The sequence below is a fragment of the Arthrobacter sp. B1I2 genome (assembly GCF_030816485.1).
Taxonomy (GTDB): domain Bacteria; phylum Actinomycetota; class Actinomycetes; order Actinomycetales; family Micrococcaceae; genus Arthrobacter.
In genome coordinates this window covers 3,903,116-3,923,333 of record NZ_JAUSYC010000001.1, presented here as the reverse complement: position 1 = coordinate 3,923,333, position 20,218 = coordinate 3,903,116, and the positions used below count along the sequence as shown (strand labels likewise).

Sequence of the window (20,218 nt, the reverse complement as noted above, 5' to 3'; positions counted from 1 at the left end):
GGCTTCAGCCTAGTGGACCAGTTCGCCGGAGACCGGTGCGGCCTGGCCACGGTTGAGCTTGGCGCCCTCCACGTCCACGTCCGGCAGGATCCGGTCCAGCCACCGCGGCAGCCACCAGGACCTGGCGCCCAGAAGGTACATCACGGCCGGGACGATGGTCATGCGGACCACGAAGGCGTCGAAGAGGACGCCGAAGGCCATCGCAAAGCCCAGCGGCCGGACCATGGTGAGGTGGCTGAAGATGAAGCCGGAGAACACGCTGACCATGATGATCGCGGCGGCCGTGACCACCGCGGCCGCGTGCCGGAAGCCCACCCGGACGGCTTCCCTGGCCGGTGAGCCGTGCATGTATGCCTCCCGCATGCCGGAGGCGATGAACACCTGGTAGTCCATGGCCAGGCCGAACAGCACGCCGATCAGGATGATGGGCAGGAAACTGAGCACGGCGCCGGGGTTGGCCACGTCGAAGACGTTGCCCAGCCAGCCCCACTGGTAGACGGCAACCACGGCACCGAAAGCGGCGGACAGGGACAGCAGGAAGCCGCCCGTTGCCAGCAGCGGGACCACGATGGAGCGGAACACCAGCAGCAGGAGGATCAGGGAAAGTCCGACGACGATCGCCAGGTAGGGCGGCAGGGCGTCACCGAGCTTGGTGGAGACGTCCACGTTGCCTGCCGTCTGGCCGGTCAGGCCCATGGCCACGTTGTAGTCGTCCCTGATCTGGCCGTTGAGCCCCCGCAGCTCGGAGACTACCTGCACGGTGCTGGCGCTGGCCGGGCCTTCCTTGGGGATGACCTGGAACACGGCTGTCCGGCGGTCTTCGCTGAGCGCCACCGGCACGGCAGCCACCACGTTGTCCACGGCGCGGAGCTGGTCCGCGATGTCATACTGCAGCTTCTGCGCCTGGGCTTCGTCCAGGTTCGCCGGGAACTCACCGACAGCCACAATCGGTCCGGTGACGCCTTCGCCGAAGCTGCGGGCAGTGAGGTCGTAGGCCTGGTAGGCCTCGGACTCCACAGGCTCGGAGCCGCCGTCGGGCAGGGCCAGCTGCAGCTGGGTGGCGGGAAGGGCCAGGGTGGCTAGCAGGAGGATGCCGGCAACCAGTGCCACCCACGGGTGCCGGGTGACCAATCCGCCCCATCCGCGGGTGCTGCGTTCGCGGTCGGTGGCGAGGTCGGCGGCTTCGTGGCCCGGTTCGGCGTTGTGCGCCGCTGACTTGGCCCAGGCACGCTTGGAGACGATGCGACGCCCGATCAGGGACAGCATGGCGGGAGTCAGGGTGATGGCCACGAGGACCGCCACTGCCACGGTTCCTGCTGCGGCCAGGCCCATGACGGTGAGGAACGGCAGGCCGGGAACCACCAGGGCGGCAAGGGCGATGATCACGGTGAGGCCGGCGAAGACCACGGCGTTGCCGGAGGTGCCGTTCGCCCGCGCCACGGACTCTTCAGCGTCCATGCCGGCGAGGAGCTGGGTCCGGTGCCGGTTGACGATGAACAGGGAGTAGTCGATGCCGACGGCGAGACCCAGCATGAGGGCCAGCATGGGGGAGATGGAGCTCATGTCGAACAGGCCGGAGAGTGCGAACGTGATGCCCACGCCCACCCCGACGCCCATGATGGCCATCAGCAGCGGCAGCCCGGCGGCGATCAGCGTGCCCAGCATGAGGATGAGGACCAGCGCGGCCACGGCGATGCCGACGATCTCTGCGGCGCCGAACAGGGCTGAGATGTCCTCGGTGATTTCCTTGCTGGCCAGGGCCGTGACCCCGGCCGACGAGGTTTGGTGGGCGATCTCCTGCACCTGCTTGCGCACCGCCGGGGTCAGCCCGTTGATGGAGGTGTTGAACTGCACCTGGGCCACGGCGGCCTTGTTGTCTTCGGAAACGAAGCGGATGGCCGAGGCTGCCTGGGCCTGGCGCTTGCCAAGTTCCAGCTTTGCCTTGCTGGCCGCCAGTTCCTGGGTGCCGGCGTCGAACTTGGCCTGGCCCTGCGCCAGCGCAGACTTCTCCTGGCCCAGCTGGGCTTCAATCAATGCGGCCGGCGCTCCGGCGGCGGTGAGCTGCTGCTCGGCCGCGGCCAGCTGTGCCTTGCCGGCCTCAAGCTGCGCCCGGGAAGCGTCAAGCTGCGCCTGGCCCGCCGCCAGCTGCTGTTCGCCGTCGGTGACGGCCTTGCCGGCCTGGTCCACCTGCGCCTGGGTGGCGAACGGGTCCACCGTGCCGCGGACCTCGGGGAGGGTCTGGAGCTTCTTCAGCGCATCCGTCACGGCCGCCCGGCTCTGCGCCGTGAAGCCGCCGTCGGGGGCCTCGAAAACGATGGTGGCGCTGCCGCCGGAGGCCGAGGGCAGCTCCTGCTTGAGCTTGTCCGCGATCCGCTGGGTTTCGGTCCCCGGAATCTGGAAGTTGTTGGACAGGGTGCCGTGGAATGCTGCGGCCGAGCCGCCCACGGCCACCAGCACGGCAAGCCACAGCGAGATGACAAGCCAGCGCCGGCGGTAGGAGAACTTGCCGAGGCGGTAGAGGAGGAGTGCCATGCGGGAGAACCGATCTGATCAGGAGGAACGGGTGGCGGATGGTGAATTGGTGGTGTTGAAGCCGGTCCCCAGCAGGGCCATGGCGTCAATGAGCAGCTGGCGCAGCTCTGCCAGCGAAGCAGGGGTCAGGTCCGGCCCGCGGCGGCTGAACCAGACCTCCATGGCGGCTTTTCCGCAGGAGATGATGGAGCCGGCCAGGGCGTGGACGTACAGCTCGTCCTGCCCGCCGGGGGTACCGGCGAGGCGTTCGCGGGCCACGGTGAAAACCTGGGCCCGGCAGTGGTCCCATGCCTCGAGTTCGGTGTGCGACATTAGTGGGCTCTTCTGGGTCAGCGTGAACAGTTCGGCCAGCGGGGCCACGGCTTTGGGATCGGCAAGGGCGGTCAATGCCGCCTGGGCGGACTCCAGAATCGGCTCGTCGGCCGGGCGGAGGCGCAGCTGCTTGATGGCGTTGTCCAGGAAGCCGTGGACGATGGACGCCAGGGCGGCGTCGGTACTGCTGAAGTAGTTGAAGAAGGTGCGGCGCGATATTCCTGCGGCGTCGGCGATGTCCTCCACGGTGAAGTTCCCCGGCCCTTTGGAGCGCAGGAGTCCCAGCGCGGCGTCCGTGATGGCCTGGCGGGTGGCGGCCTTGTTCAGCTCGCGCCGGGAAGGAGGCGCCGGGTCCGGGCCGGAGGATGGCAGGGAAGTGGTCACTTGATTACACTACGTGCAAGTTTGCACTGCATGCAAGTTTGTGCGGACGCGTTTCGAGGAGGAACAAAACTCCGATTCACAGGAGAACGAAAGGTTCCCAACAGCCTCTCCTGAAGCTGGTCGCCGAAGCTTGGTATGTCTCACGAAGAGGCATATCACCAGCAGCCGTTCTGTGACGGCGAATCAGGAGACAAGAGATGACACGCACGAAGAAGATGACCCTCGGTATGTCCGGGGCAGCGCTGGCGCTTGCTGCCGGCATCGGTTTCGCCGGCATGGCTTCTGCAACAACCACCACACCCACCCCCGCACCGAGTGCAAGCTCGAGCGCTTCGGCTGACGGAAGCACCGGCACGGCCCCTGAGCGCATGGGACGGCACGGTGGGCGGGGCGGCCACGGGATCGTGGAGGCTTCGGCCCTGGCTGCAAAGCTTGGCGTGGACGAAACCAAAGTGAGCGACGCGCTGAAGGCCTTCCGTGACGCCAACAAGCCCACTACGCCGCCTGCGGACGGCCAGAAGCCCGATCCGGCCACCCGGGACGCGGCCCTTGCCAAGTCGCTGGCTGATTCGCTGGGCATCGACGAGGCGAAGGTGACGCAGGCCCTGCAGGATCTTCGCACGGAGGCCCAGGCTGAGCGGGCCGCCGAGCTCAAGACCCGGCTGGACAAGGCTGTCACGGATGGAAAGCTGACGCAGGCGGAAGCCGACGCCGTGACCAAGGCCGTCCAGAACGGCGTGATCGGAGGCGGCGGGCGCTGACCTAAGTGTCTGGACGGAAGGACCTACGCCAATAAAAAAGGAAGTCTCCAGGATGGTTCCTGGAGACTTCCTTTATTTGGCAGGCCCGGCTGTTACGCCTTTGCATCCTGCAGTTCGCGGGGTGCGGTGTCGGCGCTGGTGCCGTCGGTTGCGTCGGTGGCAGCAAGATCGCTGTCATCAACGAAGGGCGTGCCGTTGCGCGGTGCGTTGTACAGCGACTCGTCCAGGATCCCCTGGCGCTTGGCCACGATGGTGGGAACCAGGGCCTGCCCCGCGACGTTCACGGCGGTGCGGCCCATGTCCAGGATCGGGTCGATGGCCAGCAGGAGTCCGACGCCGGCCAGCGGCAGTCCCAGCGTGGAGAGCGTCAGGGTGAGCATCACCACGGCGCCCGTGGTGCCGGCGGTTGCCGCGGAGCCGAGGACGGAAACCAGGGCGATCAGCAGGTACTGGCTGAAGTCCAGGTGGATGCCGAAGAACTGGGCCACGAAGATTGCCGAGATGGCAGGGTAGATGGCGGCGCAACCGTCCATCTTGGTGGTGGCGCCCAGCGGCACGGCGAAGGAGGCGTAAGCGCGGGGGACGCCCAGGCTGCGCTCGGTGACGCGCTGGGTCAGCGGCAGGGTTCCCACCGAGGAGCGGGACACGAAGGCCAGCTGGACGGCGGGCCATACGCCGGAGAAGTACTGCTTGATGGAGAGGCCGTGGCTGCGGACCAGGATGGGGTAGACCACGAACAGCACGAGGGCGAGGCCCACATAGATGGCCACGGTGAACTTGCCCAGCGAGCCGATGGTGTCCCAGCCGTACACGGCGACGGCGTTGCCGATCAGGCCGATGGTGCCCAGCGGCGCGATGCGGATGATCCACCACAGGACCTTCTGGATCACGGCAAGGGCCGAGGCGTTGAGGTTGAGGAACGGCTCTGCGGCCTTGCCGACCTTGAGGGCGGCGACGCCCACGGCGATGGCGATGACGAGGATCTGCAGGACGTTGAAGCTGACCGAGGTGGTGACAGCGCCGGAATCGCCAACAGTGGAGCTGGCACCCAGGCCCAGGAAGTTTTTGGGGAAGAGGCCCACCAGGAAGGCCCACCAGTCACCGGACTTGCCGGTGTACTTGGCATCCCCGCTGATGCCGGTGTTGGCGCCGGGCTGCAGCAGCACGCCCAGCCCGATCCCGATCAGCACGGCGATCAGGGACGTGATGGCGAACCACAGGAGCGTGTTCCATGCCAGCCTGGCGGCGTTGGACACCTGGCGCAGGTTGGAGATGGAGCTGACGACGGCGGTGAAGATCAGCGGGACCACGGCGGTCTGCAGCAGCGACACATAGCTTGAGCCGATGGTCTGCAGCGTGGCGCCGAGGGCGTTGGGGTTGGTCTTGGTGCTGCCGGTGTACTTGGCCAGCAGGCCGAGGCCGAGGCCCACGATGAGGGCGGCAACGATCTGGAAGCCGAACGAGCCCGCCCATTTGGGCAGCTGGAATCCGGTCTTCCCTGCGGGGGACGGGGTGCTTGTCTGAGTGCTCACCAGAACAAGCTAGACGCCATCCAATACCACGTCGAACCAATATTGAGAAATATTACGGGCCTTCAATTGCTTCAGGAACTGAACAACCCCGGAAACTCGCGGCCAGCAGCGGCTTGTGTTACTTATTCCCGGCGGGGGTGTGCTTAACATCTCGTGTTTCGTGGCGCTTTCTGAAGGTCAGGTAGAGCCGGTGCGCGGCACCGCATCGCTGAGGTCCGGGCGGGTGCGGCCCACCAGGCGCTTGCCGGCAATGGTCATCAGCAGTGAACCCAGGCCTGCCGTGACGATCAGGATGACAGGAGTCCAGGAGCGGCGCCGGAAGGCGAGGACCGCCATGATCATGATGGCCAGGACCGGCATGCCGATGGTCCCGCCCACATCCGTGAAGGCCGTGACAACCATATCCAGCGCGGGGGTGCGGAGGTCCTTGCTGGCCGCCAAAGCCGGATGGTCGAGTCCCGCCACCCCATCGGCTGCCACCACTGCCTCGTAGACCTCACTGAAGGCGGCGGTCAAGGCGGCGGAAATGACTGCGCCCACCGGCAGCGTCAGAATCAGGGCGCCATGGGGGCCAAGAAGCTTGCTCCCGTCTCGGCCGGTGCCCCTTGGAAGTCAGGCAAGGCGGTCTCCCTGTTCATGTGGCAATACGCAGCACAACGCAATTCAGTAAGCAAGCTTATTGATTGCTGTGCGCACTGTCCACCAATTGGGGGCAGGACCCGGGACGGAAAGTGGGCGGGCTAGGTGAGCAGTGCCCGGCGGAGGGTATCCAGTCCAACGGAGCCGATGTTGAGGGCCTTGGTGTGGAACTCCTTGAGGTCGAACCCGGGCCGGGCTTCCAGCTCGGCGCGGATCTGTTCCCAAAGCCGCTGGCCCACTTTGTAGGAGGGGGCCTGGCCCGGCCAGCCGAGGTAGCGGGTGAACTCAAAGCTGAGCTGCCCTTCGCTGATGGGAAGGTTTTCCTTGAGGAAGCCGTAGCCCTTGTCGGCGGTCCAGGTGCCGGAGCCCCAGCGTTCTGGCATCTCGAGTTCGAGGTGCACTCCGATGTCGAAAACCACGCGGGCGGCGCGCATGCGCTGCATGTCCAGCATGCCCATGTGGTCGCCGGGATCGTTGAGGTAGCCCAGTTCCTGCATGAGCTTCTCCGCGTAAAGAGCCCAGCCCTCGCCGTGGCCGGAGGTCCAGCAGACGTTCCGGCGCCACTTGTTCAGTATTTCACGGCGGTAGGTTGCGGTGGCCACCTGGAGGTGGTGGCCCGGAACGCCCTCGTGGTACACGGTGGTGGTCTCTGCCCAGGTGGTGAACGTATCCTCGCCGGCGGGGACGGACCACCACATGCGGCCGGGCCGGCTGAAGTCGTCGGACGGGCCGGTGTAGTAGATGCCGCCTTCGTCGGTGGGGGCGATCCGGCACTCGAGTTTCTTCATGGCGTCAGGGATGTCGAAGTGCACCCCGGCGAGTTCGGCGACGGCTTTGTCGGAAAGGTCCTGCATCCATTCGCGGAGCGCCTCTGTGCCTTTCAGCTGGCGCGCGGGGTCGTTGTTGAGGATTTCCTTGGCTTCGGCAATGGTGGCGCCTGCTTTGATGGCGCCCGCAACGCGTTCCTGTTCGGCGATGAGGCGGTCGAGTTCCTGCACGCCCCACGCGTACGTTTCCCCTAGGTCAACCTCTGCACCCAGGAAGGAGCGGGAGGCCAGCGCGTAGCGTGCCCGGCCCACGGCGTCCTTCTCGGGCGCGGCGGGCAGCAGTTCGGTGCGCAGGAACTCTGCCAGCCCGGTGTAGGCGCGCCGGGCTGCGTCAGCACCGGCGTCGAGCTTGTCCTGCAGTGCTGCGGGCAGCGGCCCCGCGGCCGTGGCGGCCCCGGTGGCCAGCTTGGCGAAGAAGCCGTCCCCGGCGGCGTATTTGGTCACCTGTTCGATCACGATCCGCACCTGGCGGGCGGCGGCCACTTTGCCGGCGTCCCTGGCCATGCGCAGCGACTCGATGTAGCCGCTGATGGCCGCGGGCACGTTGTGCGCACGCCCGGCGATGTGCTCCCAGTCCTGCTCGGTGCCGGTGGGCATGAGGTCGAAGATGGCCCGGATGTCCTGGGCCGGTGAAGCGATGTTGTTCAGCTCCGCGTACTCCCAGCCCGAGGCATGGATCAGCAGTTGCAGGCCGAGCCGTTCCCGCATGGCGTCCAGGGTGACGGCGTCCACGTCGTCCGCCGGCTCCAGGCCCTCCAGCGCAGCGAGGGTGTCCCGCGCTGCTTCTGCGAATCCGGCGATGCCGGCAGGGGAGAAGTCCTGGTACTCCGTCTCATGCCCCGGCAGGCCAAGGGTGGTGGCGAACGTCGGGTTGAGCCTGATCAGGGTGTCCGTGTAATTGTCCGCGACGGCGTCGATGCGGGTATGCGGGCGCGCGGCGGGTGCAGTGTCTGTAGTCACATCCCGAGACTACCCCGAGGACCCGCCAGGGCCCGGCTTACTGGCCGCCGCTGCGTTTCCATGCGCCCGGTCCCGGCGACGGGGCCAGCCGCAGCTGCTGCCGGCGCACCCAGTGCCGAACGCTGGGGGTGCGGGCGGCGGCGGGGCGTTCCCCACCCAGGGAAAGGACGACGGCGGTCAGCGCGGCGAGCTCCTCGGCCGTCGGCTGTCCTTTGACAACAGAGAGCAGGGGAGCTGCGGGTGCAGAGCCTTCTGTAGGGCCCACGCCGGCGGGGGCCCCGGGCTGAGCTTGCGAAGGCTGGGAGCCGGTGGGGAGCGTCACAGCGGGATGTTCCCATGCTTCTTGGCGGGGAGGCTGGCGCGTTTGTCGCGGAGGGCCCGCAGTCCCTTGATGATCTGGATCCGGGTGTCGGAGGGGGCGATGACGGCATCCACGTAGCCCAACTCCGCGGCCTGGTAGGGGTTGAGGAGTTCTTCCTCGTACTGCCGGATGACCTCTGCCCGGCGGGCCTCGACGTCGCCGCCGTTCCCGGCGACGGCCGCGAGGTCGCGGCGGTAGAGGATGTTGACGGCGCCCTGCGCACCCATCACGCCGATCTGGGCCGTGGGCCAGGCCAGGTTCAGGTCGGCCCCGAGCTTCTTTGAACCCATCACGATGTAGGCGCCGCCGTAGGCCTTGCGGGTAATGACGGTGAGCTTGGGAACGGTGGCCTCGGCGTAGGCGTACAGGAGCTTGGCGCCGCGGCGGATGATGCCCTGGAACTCCTGGTCCTTGCCGGGGAGGAACCCGGGGACGTCCACCAGGGTGATGATGGGGATGTTGAAGGCGTCGCAGTGGCGTACGAAGCGGGCTGCCTTTTCGGAGGCGGCAATGTCCAGGGTGCCGGCGAACTGCAGGGGCTGGTTGGCCACGATGCCCACGGTGTGGCCCTCCACCCGGCCGTAACCGATCATGATGTTGGGGGCGTACAGGGCCTGCATCTCCAGGAAGTGCCCGTCGTCCACGATCTGCCCGACAACGGTGCGCATGTCGTAGGGCTGGTTTGCGGAGTCGGGGACCAGCGCATCCAGGGCGAGGTCGTCGTCGTCGACCTCCAGCTCCTGCTGGTGCCCCAGCACCGGTGCCTCGGACAGGTTGTTGGACGGCAGGAAGTCCAGCAGTTCGCGGACGAACTCGATGGCGTCGGTTTCATCCGAGGCCAGGTAGGTGGACGTGCCGGTGGTGGCGTTGTGCTGCCGGGCGCCGCCCAGCGTTTCCATGTCCACGTCCTCCCCGGTGACGGTCTTGATGACGTCGGGGCCGGTGATGAACATGTGGGAGGTCTTGTCCACCATCACCACGTAGTCGGTAAGGGCGGGGGAGTAAGCGGCACCGCCGGCGGACGGGCCCATGATCAGCGAGATCTGGGGCACCACGCCGCTGGCGTGGACGTTGTTGCGGAAGATGTCCGCGAACATGGCCAGTGAGGCCACGCCTTCCTGGATGCGGGCACCGCCGCCGTCCAGGATGCCCACCACGGGGCAGCCGTTGCGGAGCGCGAACTCCTGCACCTTGACGATCTTTTCGCCATTGACCTGGCTCAGCGATCCGCCGTAGACGGTGAAGTCCTGGCTGTAGACCGCCACCAGGCGCCCGTCCACGGTGCCGTAGCCGGAGACGAGGCCGTCGCCCAGCGGTTTCTTCTTTTCCATGCCGAACGCGGTGGAGCGGTGCACTGCCAGCGCATCGAATTCAACAAACGAGTCTTCGTCCAGCAGCAGGCCGATGCGCTCGCGGGCGGTGTTCTTGCCGCGCGCATGCTGCTTTTCGATGGCTTCGGGGCCGGAGGGCTGTTCGGCGCGCGCCTGGCGGTCGCGGAAATCGGCAATCTTTCCCGCTGTCGTTGTCAGATCGTGGCTCATCAAGTGTCTCCGGCTCTGTAGCAGGTCAGTTCTGTTGGCTGGCGGGCCGTGTTGTCCGGAGCTTTAAGTAGCATCCACACAAAAGACGAACCCTGGTGGCAAGTCTAGTGACGCTTTGGGCGCCCGCAGCTGTAGGGAACCTACAATTTTCTGCCGGTCCCGCCGCCTCTTTTCAATGTTACTGGCCAGTAACTTATTTGGGTTACAGTGTTCCCATGACTTCAAGCGACGATGCTTTGCATGCTCCCCAAAGCCCTTACCGGGCGGCAGGTTCCCTGGCGGGCCGGACCATCCTGATCTCCGGCGGCAGCCGCGGAATCGGGCTGGCCATTGCAACGAGGGCGGCCCGCGACGGCGCCAACATCGTTCTGCTGGCCAAGACGGGGGAGCCCCACCCTAAACTGGCGGGCACGGTGTACACCGCGGCTGAGGAACTTGTGAAGGCGGGCGGCCAGGCGCTGCCGCTGGTGGGCGATGTGCGCCGGGACGACGACGTGGCCGGCGCCGTGGCCGCAGCCGTTGAGCGGTTCGGCGGCATCGACGTCGTGATCAACAATGCCTCCGCCATCGACCTGTCCACCACGGACACCGTGGACATGAAAAAGTATGACCTGATGCAGGACATCAACGTCCGCGGCTCGTTCCTGCTGTCGAAGCTGGCGCTCCCGGCGCTCCGGGCCTCGGAACAGGGGCATATCCTCACGCTTTCGCCGCCGCTGAACCTCGATCCGTCCTGGGCGGGCAAGCACCTTGCCTACACCATGGCCAAGTATGGGATGAGCCTGACCACTTTGGGCCTGGCGGAGGAACTGAAGGCTGACGGGATCAGGGTCAACTCATTGTGGCCGTGCACACTGATCGACACGGCGGCCATCCGCAACATGCCCCACGGCGAAACCATGGTGCTGGCCGCGCGTGGCCCGCAGATCATGGCCGATGCCGCCCACGCCGTCCTGACCGGCAGCAACCTCGCCGCCGGGAGTCCGCCGTCGGGCAACTTCTACACGGACGAGCAGGTCCTGGCAGCAGCGGGAGTGACGGATTTCCGCCCCTACAGCCTGGGCGCGCCCGAAGACCGGCTGGTTCCGGACATCTTCCTTTAGCGGGCCCTCCCGCCGTGCCTGGTTCGTCCGTCCAAGGACGGTGATCCGCTCGGCGGGACCCGGCCAGGCTCGGTAGGATTTGGCTATGGACGACGCACACGCACCGGGCACCCCCCTGAACCGAGGGGACCTGGCCGACCAGCGTTTCCTCTCCGCCACCGGCATACCCCGGATTGATGTGGTGGACTCCACCGGCTCCACCAACGCCGACCTCCTGCGCTACGTCACGGTGGAACCTGCGGCGTGGCCGGACCTCTCCGTGCTGACCGCCGAGTACCAGACAGCCGCCCGGGGACGCCTGGACAGGCGCTGGGAAGCGCCGCCGCTGAGCTCGGTGTCCGTCTCCGTGGTGCTGCGTCCGGTCAACGCGGAGGGCAGGCCCCTTCCCACCCAGAGCTACTCCTGGCTGTCCCTGATCGCAGCCCTGGCGCTGCGCGAAACACTCCTGGAGACGGCCGGCATTCCGGCCGAGCTTAAGTGGCCCAATGACGTCCTGGTGCGCGGCAGGAAAATTGCCGGCATCCTCGCCCAGCTGGGCCCCATGGTGGACGGCAGTGTGCCCCCGGTCATCCTGGGAACCGGCCTGAACGTCACCCTGCAGGAAAGTGAACTTCCGGTTCCCACCGCAACCTCCGTGGCCCTTGAAGGTGCCCGCACCACGGACCGCACCGCACTGCTGAAGAGCTACTTGTCCCACTTTGCGGTCCTGTACCGGAGTTTCTGCAACGCCGACGGCGACCCCGCGGCCGGCATGGCGGGTGGCACATCGCTGCACAAGAGAGTGGAAGCGGTAATGGTCACCCTGGGCAAGCAGGTACGGGCACAACTGCCCGGCGACCACGAAATCATCGGCCATGCGTCCCGGCTGGACGACTACGGCTCCCTGCTGGTGGTGGACCGCGACTCGCGCGAGCACGTGGTGACTGCCGGGGACGTGGTGCACCTGCGGCCCTGGACGGCACCGGACACACCCAACCAAGGCGGTTATGCGTAAAACCCTCGTCCCAGGGGAGCAGGTCATCGTCACAACCCGCCCGCAGCCCAGGAAGCTGGCCGGGGCAGCCGTGGCTTTTGTGCTGGCGCCGGCATTGGCCGCCTTCGCCAGTGCCTGGATCCTCCGCGGTGGGGCGGCCCGCATGGCGCCTGCCCTTGGCCGCCAGTGGACGCCGTGGCTTGTCACCGCCTGTGTCCTGGCGGCTGCGGCTGTGTGGCTGGGTTACTGCCTGCCCCGCCTGCTTCGCTGGCAGGGCACCCGCTACACCCTGACCAGCCGGCGCATGATGGCCCGGTACGGACTGCTGAACCGGCGGGACCAGCAGGTGAACCTGGGATCGGTGCGCAACCTGACAGTCCACGAATCCCTGCTGCAGCGATTGGTGCGCTCGGGGAATATATCCTTGGAGACCGGGTATCAGGGCGTGGTGACGTTCCGCGACGTGCCTGAGGTTGCCAGGTTCCGCGACTTTATCCTCGACGCCATCGGGGAACTGCCGGATGACAGCCCGTTTGACAGCGGGGCCCAACCGGGCGGCGCGACGTATTACCCTGCCGGTGATTTTCCGGAGGACATGAGAGAAGGTGGACGGGATGACCGATGAGGACCAGCAGGAACGCGTCGACAGCACCGCCACCGACCCCACTGCCACTGACTCCGCCACCTTGGATCCTGCCGCACCTTCGATCGCTGTGAATGCTGCCGGCGGCGCGGCGCCCGGGCTGGAACCTGGCGCCGCCATGCCTGCCACGGACCGGCACCCGCCCACCGGTGCCATGTCCGCCGAACGCCTGGCCATGAAGGCCCTCGAAGCCCGCCTCCTGGGCGGGGAACGCAAGCTCCGCCGTCGTGAAGTTGCCGCCGGCGCGGGACTGTCCCTGCTCTCCGCCCGCAAACTCTGGCGTGCCCTGGGGTTCCCGAACTTTGGCGACGAGGACGTCGCCTTCACCGAACGCGACCAGGCCGCCCTGTCCACCGTGGTGGACCTGGTCCGCGCCGGAAAGCTCACGGAGGAAGCGGCCATTTCCGTGACCCGGTCCATCGGGCAGATGACGGACCGCATGGTGGTCTGGCAAATCGAGGCCCTGGTGGAAGACATGGTCCACGAGCAGGGCGTCACGGATGCCGTGGCCCGCAAGCGCCTGGTCAACGAACTTCCCGCCCTGGTGGACGCGCTCGAGGAAGTGCTGGTCTACTCGTGGCGCCGCCAGCTCAACGCCGGGGTCCAGCGGCTCGCGGTCCGGGCGGAAGCCGGGCTGCAGGCCAGCGAGGAAGGCCGGGAAGGCGACGAGGACGACGCGCCGCTGCCCCTGGCCCGTGCGGTTGGCTTTGCAGACCTGGTCTCCTACACCAGCCTGTCCCGCCGGATGAATGAAAAGACGCTTGCCCGGCTGGTCCAGCGCTTCGAGAACAAGTGTGCCGAAATCATCTCCGTGGGCGGCGGGCGGCTGGTCAAGACGGTGGGCGATGAAGTCCTCTATATCGCCGAAACCCCGGCGGCCGGCGCCGAGATCTCCCTTGCGCTCGCCGAGGCCTTCACCGAAGACGAGATCCTTCCTGAAGCCCGGGTGGCCATGGTCTGGGGCAGGATTCTTTCCCGCCTTGGCGACATCTACGGCCCCACGGTCAACCTCGCGGCCCGACTGACCACGCTTGCGGATCCCGGCACGGTCCTGGTGGACTCCATGACGGCGTCCGCCCTGGAGCACGACGAGCGTTTCGTCATGATTCCCCAGGATCCGCAGAACGTGCGCGGCTTCGGCGAGATCCATCCCGTCCGCCTCACCCGCGGACGGGGCAAGGGCCTGGTCCTGGACTAGAGGCCACCCCCGGGGCTGGCTGGCGGACGGGGCGAAAGAATTTGTCCACTTGTTGGCGTATCGCGGTATCGTTGTGATGCCCGGGGTCCTGTGACGCCGGCTGCCGGCGAAGAGCCGAGATCTACCGGGGGAAAACTGTCAATGAACCGTCGCGGACAAACGCGCGCTGAAAGCCCGTCCACTTGCGTACCCCGCGCACGGCGCTTCCTGGGCTCACGGCGGTTTGCGGGTACTGCGTTTGGTGCTGTGGTGGCTGTTGTGGTGACGGGTGCGGTGTTGTATCCGGGGTTTAAGACCACTGAGGTGGAGTTGAACGACGGTGGCGTGTGGGTGGTGTCGAAGTCGAAGAATGCTGTGGGGCGGTTGAATTATCCGTCGCGGGTGTTGGATGGTGCGGTGACGCCGGCGTCGACGACGTTTGATGTGTTGCAGCATGCCGGTGAGGTGTTTGTTGATGATGAGACTGGTTCGACGTTGAACCAGGTGTCGCCGGCGAATATGCGTTTGGGTGGGGATAAGCAGTTGCCGGGGGCTGCTGATGTGAGTTTTGGTGCGCGGACGATTTCGGTGACGGATGCTGGGTCGGGGAAGGTGTGGGCGGTGTCTCCGTCCACGGTGAATGGTTTTGATAAGGAAGCGTCGGAGCCGGTGATGGTGGGCTCTGAGGGGATTGTCTCGGCGGTGGGTTCTGATGACCGGATTTATTCGGTGGATCCGAAGTCCGGGGTGGTGACGGTGACGGGTGTGGACGCGGACGGGGCGGTGGTGTCTTCGGAGTCCAGCACGTGGGATGGGCTTAAGGGTGCGGGGGATTTGCAGGTCACGGTGGTGGGGGATCAGCCGGTGGTTCTGGATGCTGCGGCCGGGAGCCTGTTTCTGCCTGGTGGTAAGCGGTTGGCGTTGGAGAACGCGCGGGATGCGAAGTTGCAGCAGGCGGGGCCGGGCAGTGATGTGGTGGCTGTTGCGACGCGGAGGGCGTTGTTGAAGCAGCCTCTTGATGGTGGCACGGCGAAGACGGTGACGTTTGGCGGTGAGGGTGTACCGGCGGCTCCGGTGCAGTTGGGCGGGTGTGTGCATGCGGCGTGGTCGGGTGCGAACAAGTACGTCCGGGACTGCGTTAATGATGGGGACGATAAGAACGTGGGCGTGCCCAAGGCGAGTGCGTCGCCGTCGTATGTTTTCCGGGTGAACCGGGACCTGGTGGTCCTGAACGATGTGAACTCGGGGAATGTGTGGTTGGTGAACCAGAACATGCAGCTGGTCAACAACTGGGACGACGTCATCCCGCCACAGCAGACCTCGGACGACGCCGACAAGGACTCAGCGGACGAAGTGCAGCAGACGGTCCTGCCGGACCGCAGCAAACCCAACAGTGCCCCGGTGGCCAAGCCGGACACCTTCGGCGTGCGCGCCGGAAAGACCACCATCCTCCCCGTCCTGGACAACGACTCCGACCCCGACGGCGACGTCCTCACCGTGCGGACCCCCGATCCGGTCCAGTCCGGCCCCATCGCCCCGATCTACGGTGCCACAGGACTGCAGATCAGTGCCGGCGCCGACAAGACGGGGCAGGAAACATTCAAGTACACGGTCGACGACGGCCGTGGCCTTTCCGCCTCGGCCGACGTCACGCTTAACATCGTCCCGCCCGGGGAGAACTCCGCCCCGCGGCAGAAACCGAACCGCAACACCACGCTGGTGGTCCAGGCCGGGAAGGCGGTCAGCCAGAACATCCTTCCCGACTGGATCGACCCCGACGGCGACGACCTGTTCGTGGTCGGCGCCACCGGCAGCGATCCACGCGACCAGGTCCGGATCAGGCCGGACGGACTGCTCAGCTTCCAGGATTCCGGGGCGGAACCGGTGCGTAAAACCGTGACCGTCACCGTCTCGGATGGCCGGTCCACCGCGGAAGGCAAGGTCACCGTCGACGTCCGGGCGCCCGGAGCCCTGCCGCCAATCGCCAACGCGGACCACGTGGTTGCCGTCGCCGGGGTGGACACGGTGATCGCTCCGCTGAAAAACGACTCAGACCCGCAGGGCGGGGCACTGCGGCTCGCGCAGGTCACCCCGGACGGAAACTCCACCGCCACCATGGGCGCGGACCAGCAAACCTTTACGTTCAATTCCACCGCCGAGGGCGCGCACTACGTCACCTACCTGGCCACCAACGGACCGGCCAGCGCCCAGCAGCTGGTGCGTGTCGACGTCGTGCCCGGCAGCGGTGACGGCGCCCCGGTGGCCGTCCGTGACACGGCGCTGCTGCCCAGCGGCGGCAGCGTGCTGGTGGACGTCCTCGGCAACGACTCCGACCCCTCGGGCGGCGTGCTGGTGGTCCAGTCCGTGACGGCCGCGGACGGGCTGCCGCTCAGCGTCTCCGTGCTTGACCATTCCGTTGTGCGGATCACCGACATCCGGGCCCAGGGACAGCTGACCGTCAAGTACACCATCTCCAACGGCAAAGCCTCGGCCACCGGTGAGATCGCCGTGCTGGTGGTCCCCGCGCCGGCCAAACTGCAGGCGCCGCAGGCGAAACCGGACGAGGCCACCGTCCGTGCCGGCGACGTCGTCACCATCCCGGTGCTGGCCAACGACACCGACCCCAACGGCGGCAAGCTCACCCTTGAACCCCAGTTGGCGCAGCAACCCGACCCTGCGGACGGGCGCATCTTCACGTCGGGCGGATCGGTACGCTTCATCGCCGGTGCCGTGCCCAAGACTGTCTACGCGATCTACAAGGTCACCAACGAGTCCGGCCAGTCAGACTCCCAGCAGGTGACCATCCGGATCCGGGCCCGCGACGACCAGCTCAACACCCGGCCGGAACCGAAGAACCTCACCGCACGCGTGGTTGCCGGCATGACCGTCCGCATCCCCGTGCCCCTGGACGGCGTGGACGCCGACGGCGACTCCGTCCAGCTGACCGGGGTGGACAAGGCCCCTGCGATGGGAACCGCCCTGGTCAGGGACGGCTACCTTGAATTCACCGCCGCCGGCGACGCGGCGGGCACGGATACTTTCACCTACCGTGTCCGGGACCGCATCGGGGCCGAAAACACCGGCACCGTGATCGTCGGCATCGCACCGGCGGAAGCCAGCAACCAGAAACCGATCGCCATCGACGACGCCGTGGACGTCCGCCCCGGCCGGAAGATCGCCGTCGACGCCCTCACCAACGATTCGGACCCGGACGGTGACCCCATCACCCTGGTGTCCAACGGCTTCGAAGCCCGCGCCGACCTCGCCGTCGAGGCAGTCGAGGGCGGAAAGGTCCTGCTCACGGCCCCGAACGCCGCCGGCAACGAGAGCGTCAGCTACAAGATCCAGGACGACAAGAAAGCCCAGGCAGGGGCCGTGATCCGGGTGAAGGTCAGCCCCGACGCCGCGCTGAAGATTCCGGTTGCCAAGGACGACGTGGTCAGCCAGGCAGAAACGCTGGGAAAGTCCGCCGTCGACGTGCCGGTCCTCAAGAACGATGCCGACCCCGACGGCGTGGCCTCCGAACTGAAGATCGGCCTTCCCGACGGCAACCCCAACGCCCGCGTCACCGGGGACGGCACCGTCCGGGTCACGCTCGGGCCGGCCGACCAGCTGGTCCCTTACACGGTCACCGACGTTGACGGGCAAAGCGCGACGGCGGTCATCTGGGTTCCGGGGCAGGGCGAACAACACCCCACCCTGGCCAGGACCGACGTCGTCGAGGTCATGTCCGGCAAGGAAATCAACCTGGAACTGGCCGATTATGTCCGGGTGCGGGAGGGGCGCACACCGCGGATCACCCAGGTGGACAAGGTCCGCGTCCTGGGCGCAGCACCGGAGAACGTGGTGGCCGGGAACGGCAACGCCCTGCGCTATGCCGCCCTCAAGGACTACGTGGGTCCCGGCTCCGTCACCTTCGAAGTGACCGACGGCGCAGGACCGGACGATCCCGCCGGGCTCAAATCCACCCTCAGCATCATCACCAAGGTCCTCCCGGACCCCAACGCCAACCACCCGCCCACCTTCAGCGGCACCACCCTCGACGTGCCTGCGGGCGAATCCGCCACGTTGGAGCTGGCAAACCTGGCCAAGGACGTGGACGCCGGCGATCAGGACAAGCTCAAGTTCGAAGTGGACGGCGCCTTGCCGGAAGGCTTCAGGGCCAGCGTGGACAACGCAGTCTTGAAAGTGACGCCGGACACCAGCAAAGCCGCTGGCTGGAAGGGCAGCATTCCGCTCAAGGTCACCGATGGCCGCTCCGAACCGGCCCGGGCCACCGTCACCGCCACCGTGGTGGCCTCCAACCGGCCGCTGCCCGCGGCGAACGACGACGTGGTGGAAAAGGCCAACGCGGGCAAGTCCGAGACCATCAACGTGCTTGCCAATGATTTCAACCCGTTCCCGGAGACACCGCTGCGGATCACCACCGCCACCGTGGAAACCGGCTCGGCCGCCGGGCAGCCGGCGGTCTCAGGCGACTCGATCACCGTCACGCCGGCCAGCGGGTTCAAGGGCGTGATGGTGGTGCGCTACACCATCATGGACAAGACAGAAGATGTTTCCCGGCAGACCGACGGCCGGGTCCGGATCACCGTCCGGGACCGGCCGGACGCGCCGTCCGCGCCCACGGCAACGGAGGTCCGCAGCCGGACGGCCGTGCTCAAATGGGCACCGCCGTCGGACAACGGCGCGGCCATCACCAAGTACACCGTGCACTCTGCGGGCGGCTTCAGCCAGGGGTGCGCCACCACCACCTGCACGCTGACTGGACTCACCAACGACGTGAAGTATGTCTTCACCGTCACCGCCACGAACGAAGTCAACGAATCCGATCCCTCGCCGGCCTCGAATGAAATCCGGCCCGACGAAAAGCCGTCGCCGCCGGAAGCCCCGACAGTCAAAGCCGGTGATAAGAACATGGAAATCACCTGGCCGGCTGCCAGGACCGAGGGATCCGCGGTCAAGAACTACAACCTGGAGATCTCGCCGCCCCCGGCCAACGGGGCAGCGGTCAAGAACGGTGTGACCGGGCTGAGCTACACCTGGACCGGGCTGACCAACGGCGTGCGCTACAAGGTGCGCGCCCAGGCAGTCAACGAGCTGGGGCCTTCCGACTGGGGCCAGTACTCAGCCGAGGACAATCCTGCCGGTGTTCCCGCCGCTCCCGGGGCTCCGACGTCGTCGGTGGCGTCCTCCGTAGGAACCTCCAACCAGCTCAAGGTGGACTGGAACGAGCCAAACACCAACGGTGACGCCATCAGGAACTACTACGTCACCATGAGCGGCGGAGGCGGGGCGGACCAAACCCAGGTGGTGGCCGGCACCGTCCGGACTGCCAACTTCACCGCCAACAATTCCGAAGCTTCCTACACCTTTACCGTCCAGGCGGAGAACAAGGCAGGCAAGGGCGCGGTCAGTGCTGCGTCGGCTCCGCGCCGCGCCACCGGCAAGCTCGCGCAGGTCTCCGGCGTGAGCGCCACGGAAGCCAACACCGGCGGGGCGGGCCGCTCCGTCACCATCAACTTCCGCGAGCTCACCGACGCCGAACGCAACGGCTCAACGTACACCGAAGTCAGTTACACCTACCGGGCCAGCACCGGCCAAACCGGGCCCATCAGGCCCGGACAGACCGTAGGCGGCTTCACCAACGGCGACGCCACCGCCATCACCGTGGTGGCGAACTCCGCCGTCGCGCCGAGCTCAGACGCCAGTACTCCGGCCACCGCCAACCCGTACGGTTCACCCGGCACACCGTCGGCATCCGGCACGGACGGCGCCGAAAACCAGAAGAACCTGACCCTGAGCTGGGCGTCCCCGGCCGCGGGAAGCCACGACATCGCCTACACCCAGATCCGGATCGACGGCGGGGGCTGGGAACGGGTGGCGGCCTCCGGCAGCCGCACCATCAACACCGGCGGCTTCAGCGAGCGGCATTCAATCGACGTCCAGACCGTCAACTCGCGCGGCACCGGCGGCCCTCTTGCCTCGGCCTCCGCGCAATCAGGAGCGGCCAAGACACGGTGGACTACCCGGCTTGGTTCCGGGATGGACCGCAGCTGCACAGACCTGCCCGGGGCCACCTCCTACGACCCGGCGAGGAATACCTGTGACGGGCAAGGCGGCTACGACCGGCCGTGGATGTCCCACCTGGACACCTTCGACGTCATGTGCTGGAAGCCCCACGGCACCACGTACAGCGGCGACGGCCAGTGGTACTACATCATGCGCGGCTCGCCGAACGCCACGCGCTGGATCCAGTCGCTGCACACGACGCTGGGCTCGCCCGCGCAAAGCGGGGTTCCGCTGTGCACCTTCCCCACAGGGGCAACGCCATAGCCGCCGGGGTACCGGGGCACCCGCCCCGCCGGGGACCCTTGCTGGGTACTGCTCCCCATCGCGGGGGTTGCAGGGCTTCGGTACGCTTGCCCGGGGGAAAGAAAGCCTGCTGCCAGTCCTGCGAACAGACGGTCATC

The 20,218-nt window shown here is 67.0% G+C and carries 13 protein-coding genes; 6 read left to right on the top strand and 7 right to left on the bottom strand.

Annotated features, from left to right (window positions below):
- Positions 1-9 precede the first annotated feature (9 nt).
- Positions 10-2,532, bottom strand: coding sequence for an MMPL family transporter (locus QFZ57_RS18215; protein ID WP_306901191.1), 2,523 nt, complete (start codon positions 2,530-2,532; stop codon positions 10-12).
- An 18-nt stretch (positions 2,533-2,550) separates the two neighbouring features.
- The gene (locus QFZ57_RS18210; RefSeq protein ID WP_306631884.1) at positions 2,551-3,228 is read right to left on the bottom strand and encodes a TetR/AcrR family transcriptional regulator; all 678 of its coding nucleotides are present in this window, start codon (positions 3,226-3,228) and stop codon (positions 2,551-2,553) included.
- A 197-nt stretch (positions 3,229-3,425) separates the two neighbouring features.
- Between QFZ57_RS18210 and QFZ57_RS18205 the strand changes: the two genes are divergently transcribed.
- A complete protein-coding gene (locus QFZ57_RS18205) occupies positions 3,426-3,989 on the top strand; it encodes a hypothetical protein (protein WP_306901190.1) in 564 nt (187 codons plus the stop codon).
- Positions 3,990-4,081: 92 nt separating this feature from the next.
- Here the strand turns inward: QFZ57_RS18205 and QFZ57_RS18200 are convergent, their stop codons facing one another.
- From QFZ57_RS18200 to QFZ57_RS18180, 5 genes are all read right to left on the bottom strand, one after another.
- Entirely contained in the window at positions 4,082-5,521 is a 1,440-nt protein-coding gene (locus tag QFZ57_RS18200; protein ID WP_306901189.1) for a dicarboxylate/amino acid:cation symporter, read from the bottom strand.
- Positions 5,522-5,698: 177 nt separating this feature from the next.
- Positions 5,699-6,061, bottom strand: a complete 363-nt coding sequence (locus QFZ57_RS18195; RefSeq protein WP_306901188.1) for a hypothetical protein — start codon at positions 6,059-6,061, stop codon at positions 5,699-5,701.
- A gap of 200 nt (positions 6,062-6,261) precedes the next feature.
- Positions 6,262-7,947, bottom strand: coding sequence for a DUF885 domain-containing protein (locus QFZ57_RS18190; RefSeq protein ID WP_306901187.1), 1,686 nt, complete (start codon positions 7,945-7,947; stop codon positions 6,262-6,264).
- Positions 7,948-7,984: 37 nt separating this feature from the next.
- Complete coding sequence (locus tag QFZ57_RS18185) at positions 7,985-8,212, bottom strand: acyl-CoA carboxylase subunit epsilon (protein WP_306901627.1); 228 nt, start codon at positions 8,210-8,212, stop codon at positions 7,985-7,987.
- A gap of 53 nt (positions 8,213-8,265) precedes the next feature.
- Positions 8,266-9,849 carry an acyl-CoA carboxylase subunit beta gene (locus QFZ57_RS18180; protein ID WP_306631879.1) on the bottom strand — a complete coding sequence of 528 codons (1,584 nt, stop codon included), beginning with the start codon at positions 9,847-9,849 and terminating at the stop codon, positions 8,266-8,268.
- Positions 9,850-10,064: 215 nt separating this feature from the next.
- On the opposite strand from QFZ57_RS18180, the gene QFZ57_RS18175 reads away from it, so the two are divergent.
- The 5 genes from QFZ57_RS18175 (at position 10,065) to QFZ57_RS18155 (ending at position 20,081) form a co-directional block, all read left to right on the top strand.
- Positions 10,065-10,952 (top strand): SDR family oxidoreductase, encoded by an 888-nt coding sequence (locus QFZ57_RS18175; RefSeq protein ID WP_306631878.1) that lies wholly within the window; start codon positions 10,065-10,067, stop codon positions 10,950-10,952.
- Between the two features lie 85 nt (positions 10,953-11,037).
- Positions 11,038-11,946: a biotin--[acetyl-CoA-carboxylase] ligase gene (locus tag QFZ57_RS18170; RefSeq protein ID WP_306901185.1), complete on the top strand. Its 909-nt coding sequence runs from the start codon at positions 11,038-11,040 to the stop codon at positions 11,944-11,946.
- On the top strand, positions 11,939-12,550 hold the full coding sequence (locus tag QFZ57_RS18165) for a PH domain-containing protein (RefSeq protein ID WP_306631876.1): 612 nt from the start codon (positions 11,939-11,941) through the stop codon (positions 12,548-12,550). The genes QFZ57_RS18170 and QFZ57_RS18165 overlap by 8 nt, the downstream gene beginning before the upstream one ends.
- Positions 12,540-13,766, top strand: coding sequence for an adenylate/guanylate cyclase domain-containing protein (locus QFZ57_RS18160; protein ID WP_373461278.1), 1,227 nt, complete (start codon positions 12,540-12,542; stop codon positions 13,764-13,766). The genes QFZ57_RS18165 and QFZ57_RS18160 overlap by 11 nt, the downstream gene beginning before the upstream one ends.
- A gap of 141 nt (positions 13,767-13,907) precedes the next feature.
- The gene (locus QFZ57_RS18155; protein ID WP_441296746.1) at positions 13,908-20,081 is read left to right on the top strand and encodes an Ig-like domain-containing protein; all 6,174 of its coding nucleotides are present in this window, start codon (positions 13,908-13,910) and stop codon (positions 20,079-20,081) included.
- Positions 20,082-20,218: the final 137 nt, after the last annotated feature.

Coding starts and splice junctions, on each gene's coding strand:
- QFZ57_RS18175 (WP_306631878.1), top strand. CDS start 10,065: ATGACTTCAAGCGACGATGCTTTGCATGCTCCCCAAAGCCCTTACCGG.
- QFZ57_RS18155 (WP_441296746.1), top strand. CDS start 13,908: ATGAACCGTCGCGGACAAACGCGCGCTGAAAGCCCGTCCACTTGCGTA.
- QFZ57_RS18215 (WP_306901191.1), bottom strand. CDS start 2,532: ATGGCACTCCTCCTCTACCGCCTCGGCAAGTTCTCCTACCGCCGGCGC.
- QFZ57_RS18160 (WP_373461278.1), top strand. CDS start 12,540: ATGACCGATGAGGACCAGCAGGAACGCGTCGACAGCACCGCCACCGAC.
- QFZ57_RS18205 (WP_306901190.1), top strand. CDS start 3,426: ATGACACGCACGAAGAAGATGACCCTCGGTATGTCCGGGGCAGCGCTG.
- QFZ57_RS18170 (WP_306901185.1), top strand. CDS start 11,038: ATGGACGACGCACACGCACCGGGCACCCCCCTGAACCGAGGGGACCTG.
- QFZ57_RS18180 (WP_306631879.1), bottom strand. CDS start 9,849: ATGAGCCACGATCTGACAACGACAGCGGGAAAGATTGCCGATTTCCGC.
- QFZ57_RS18165 (WP_306631876.1), top strand. CDS start 11,939: ATGCGTAAAACCCTCGTCCCAGGGGAGCAGGTCATCGTCACAACCCGC.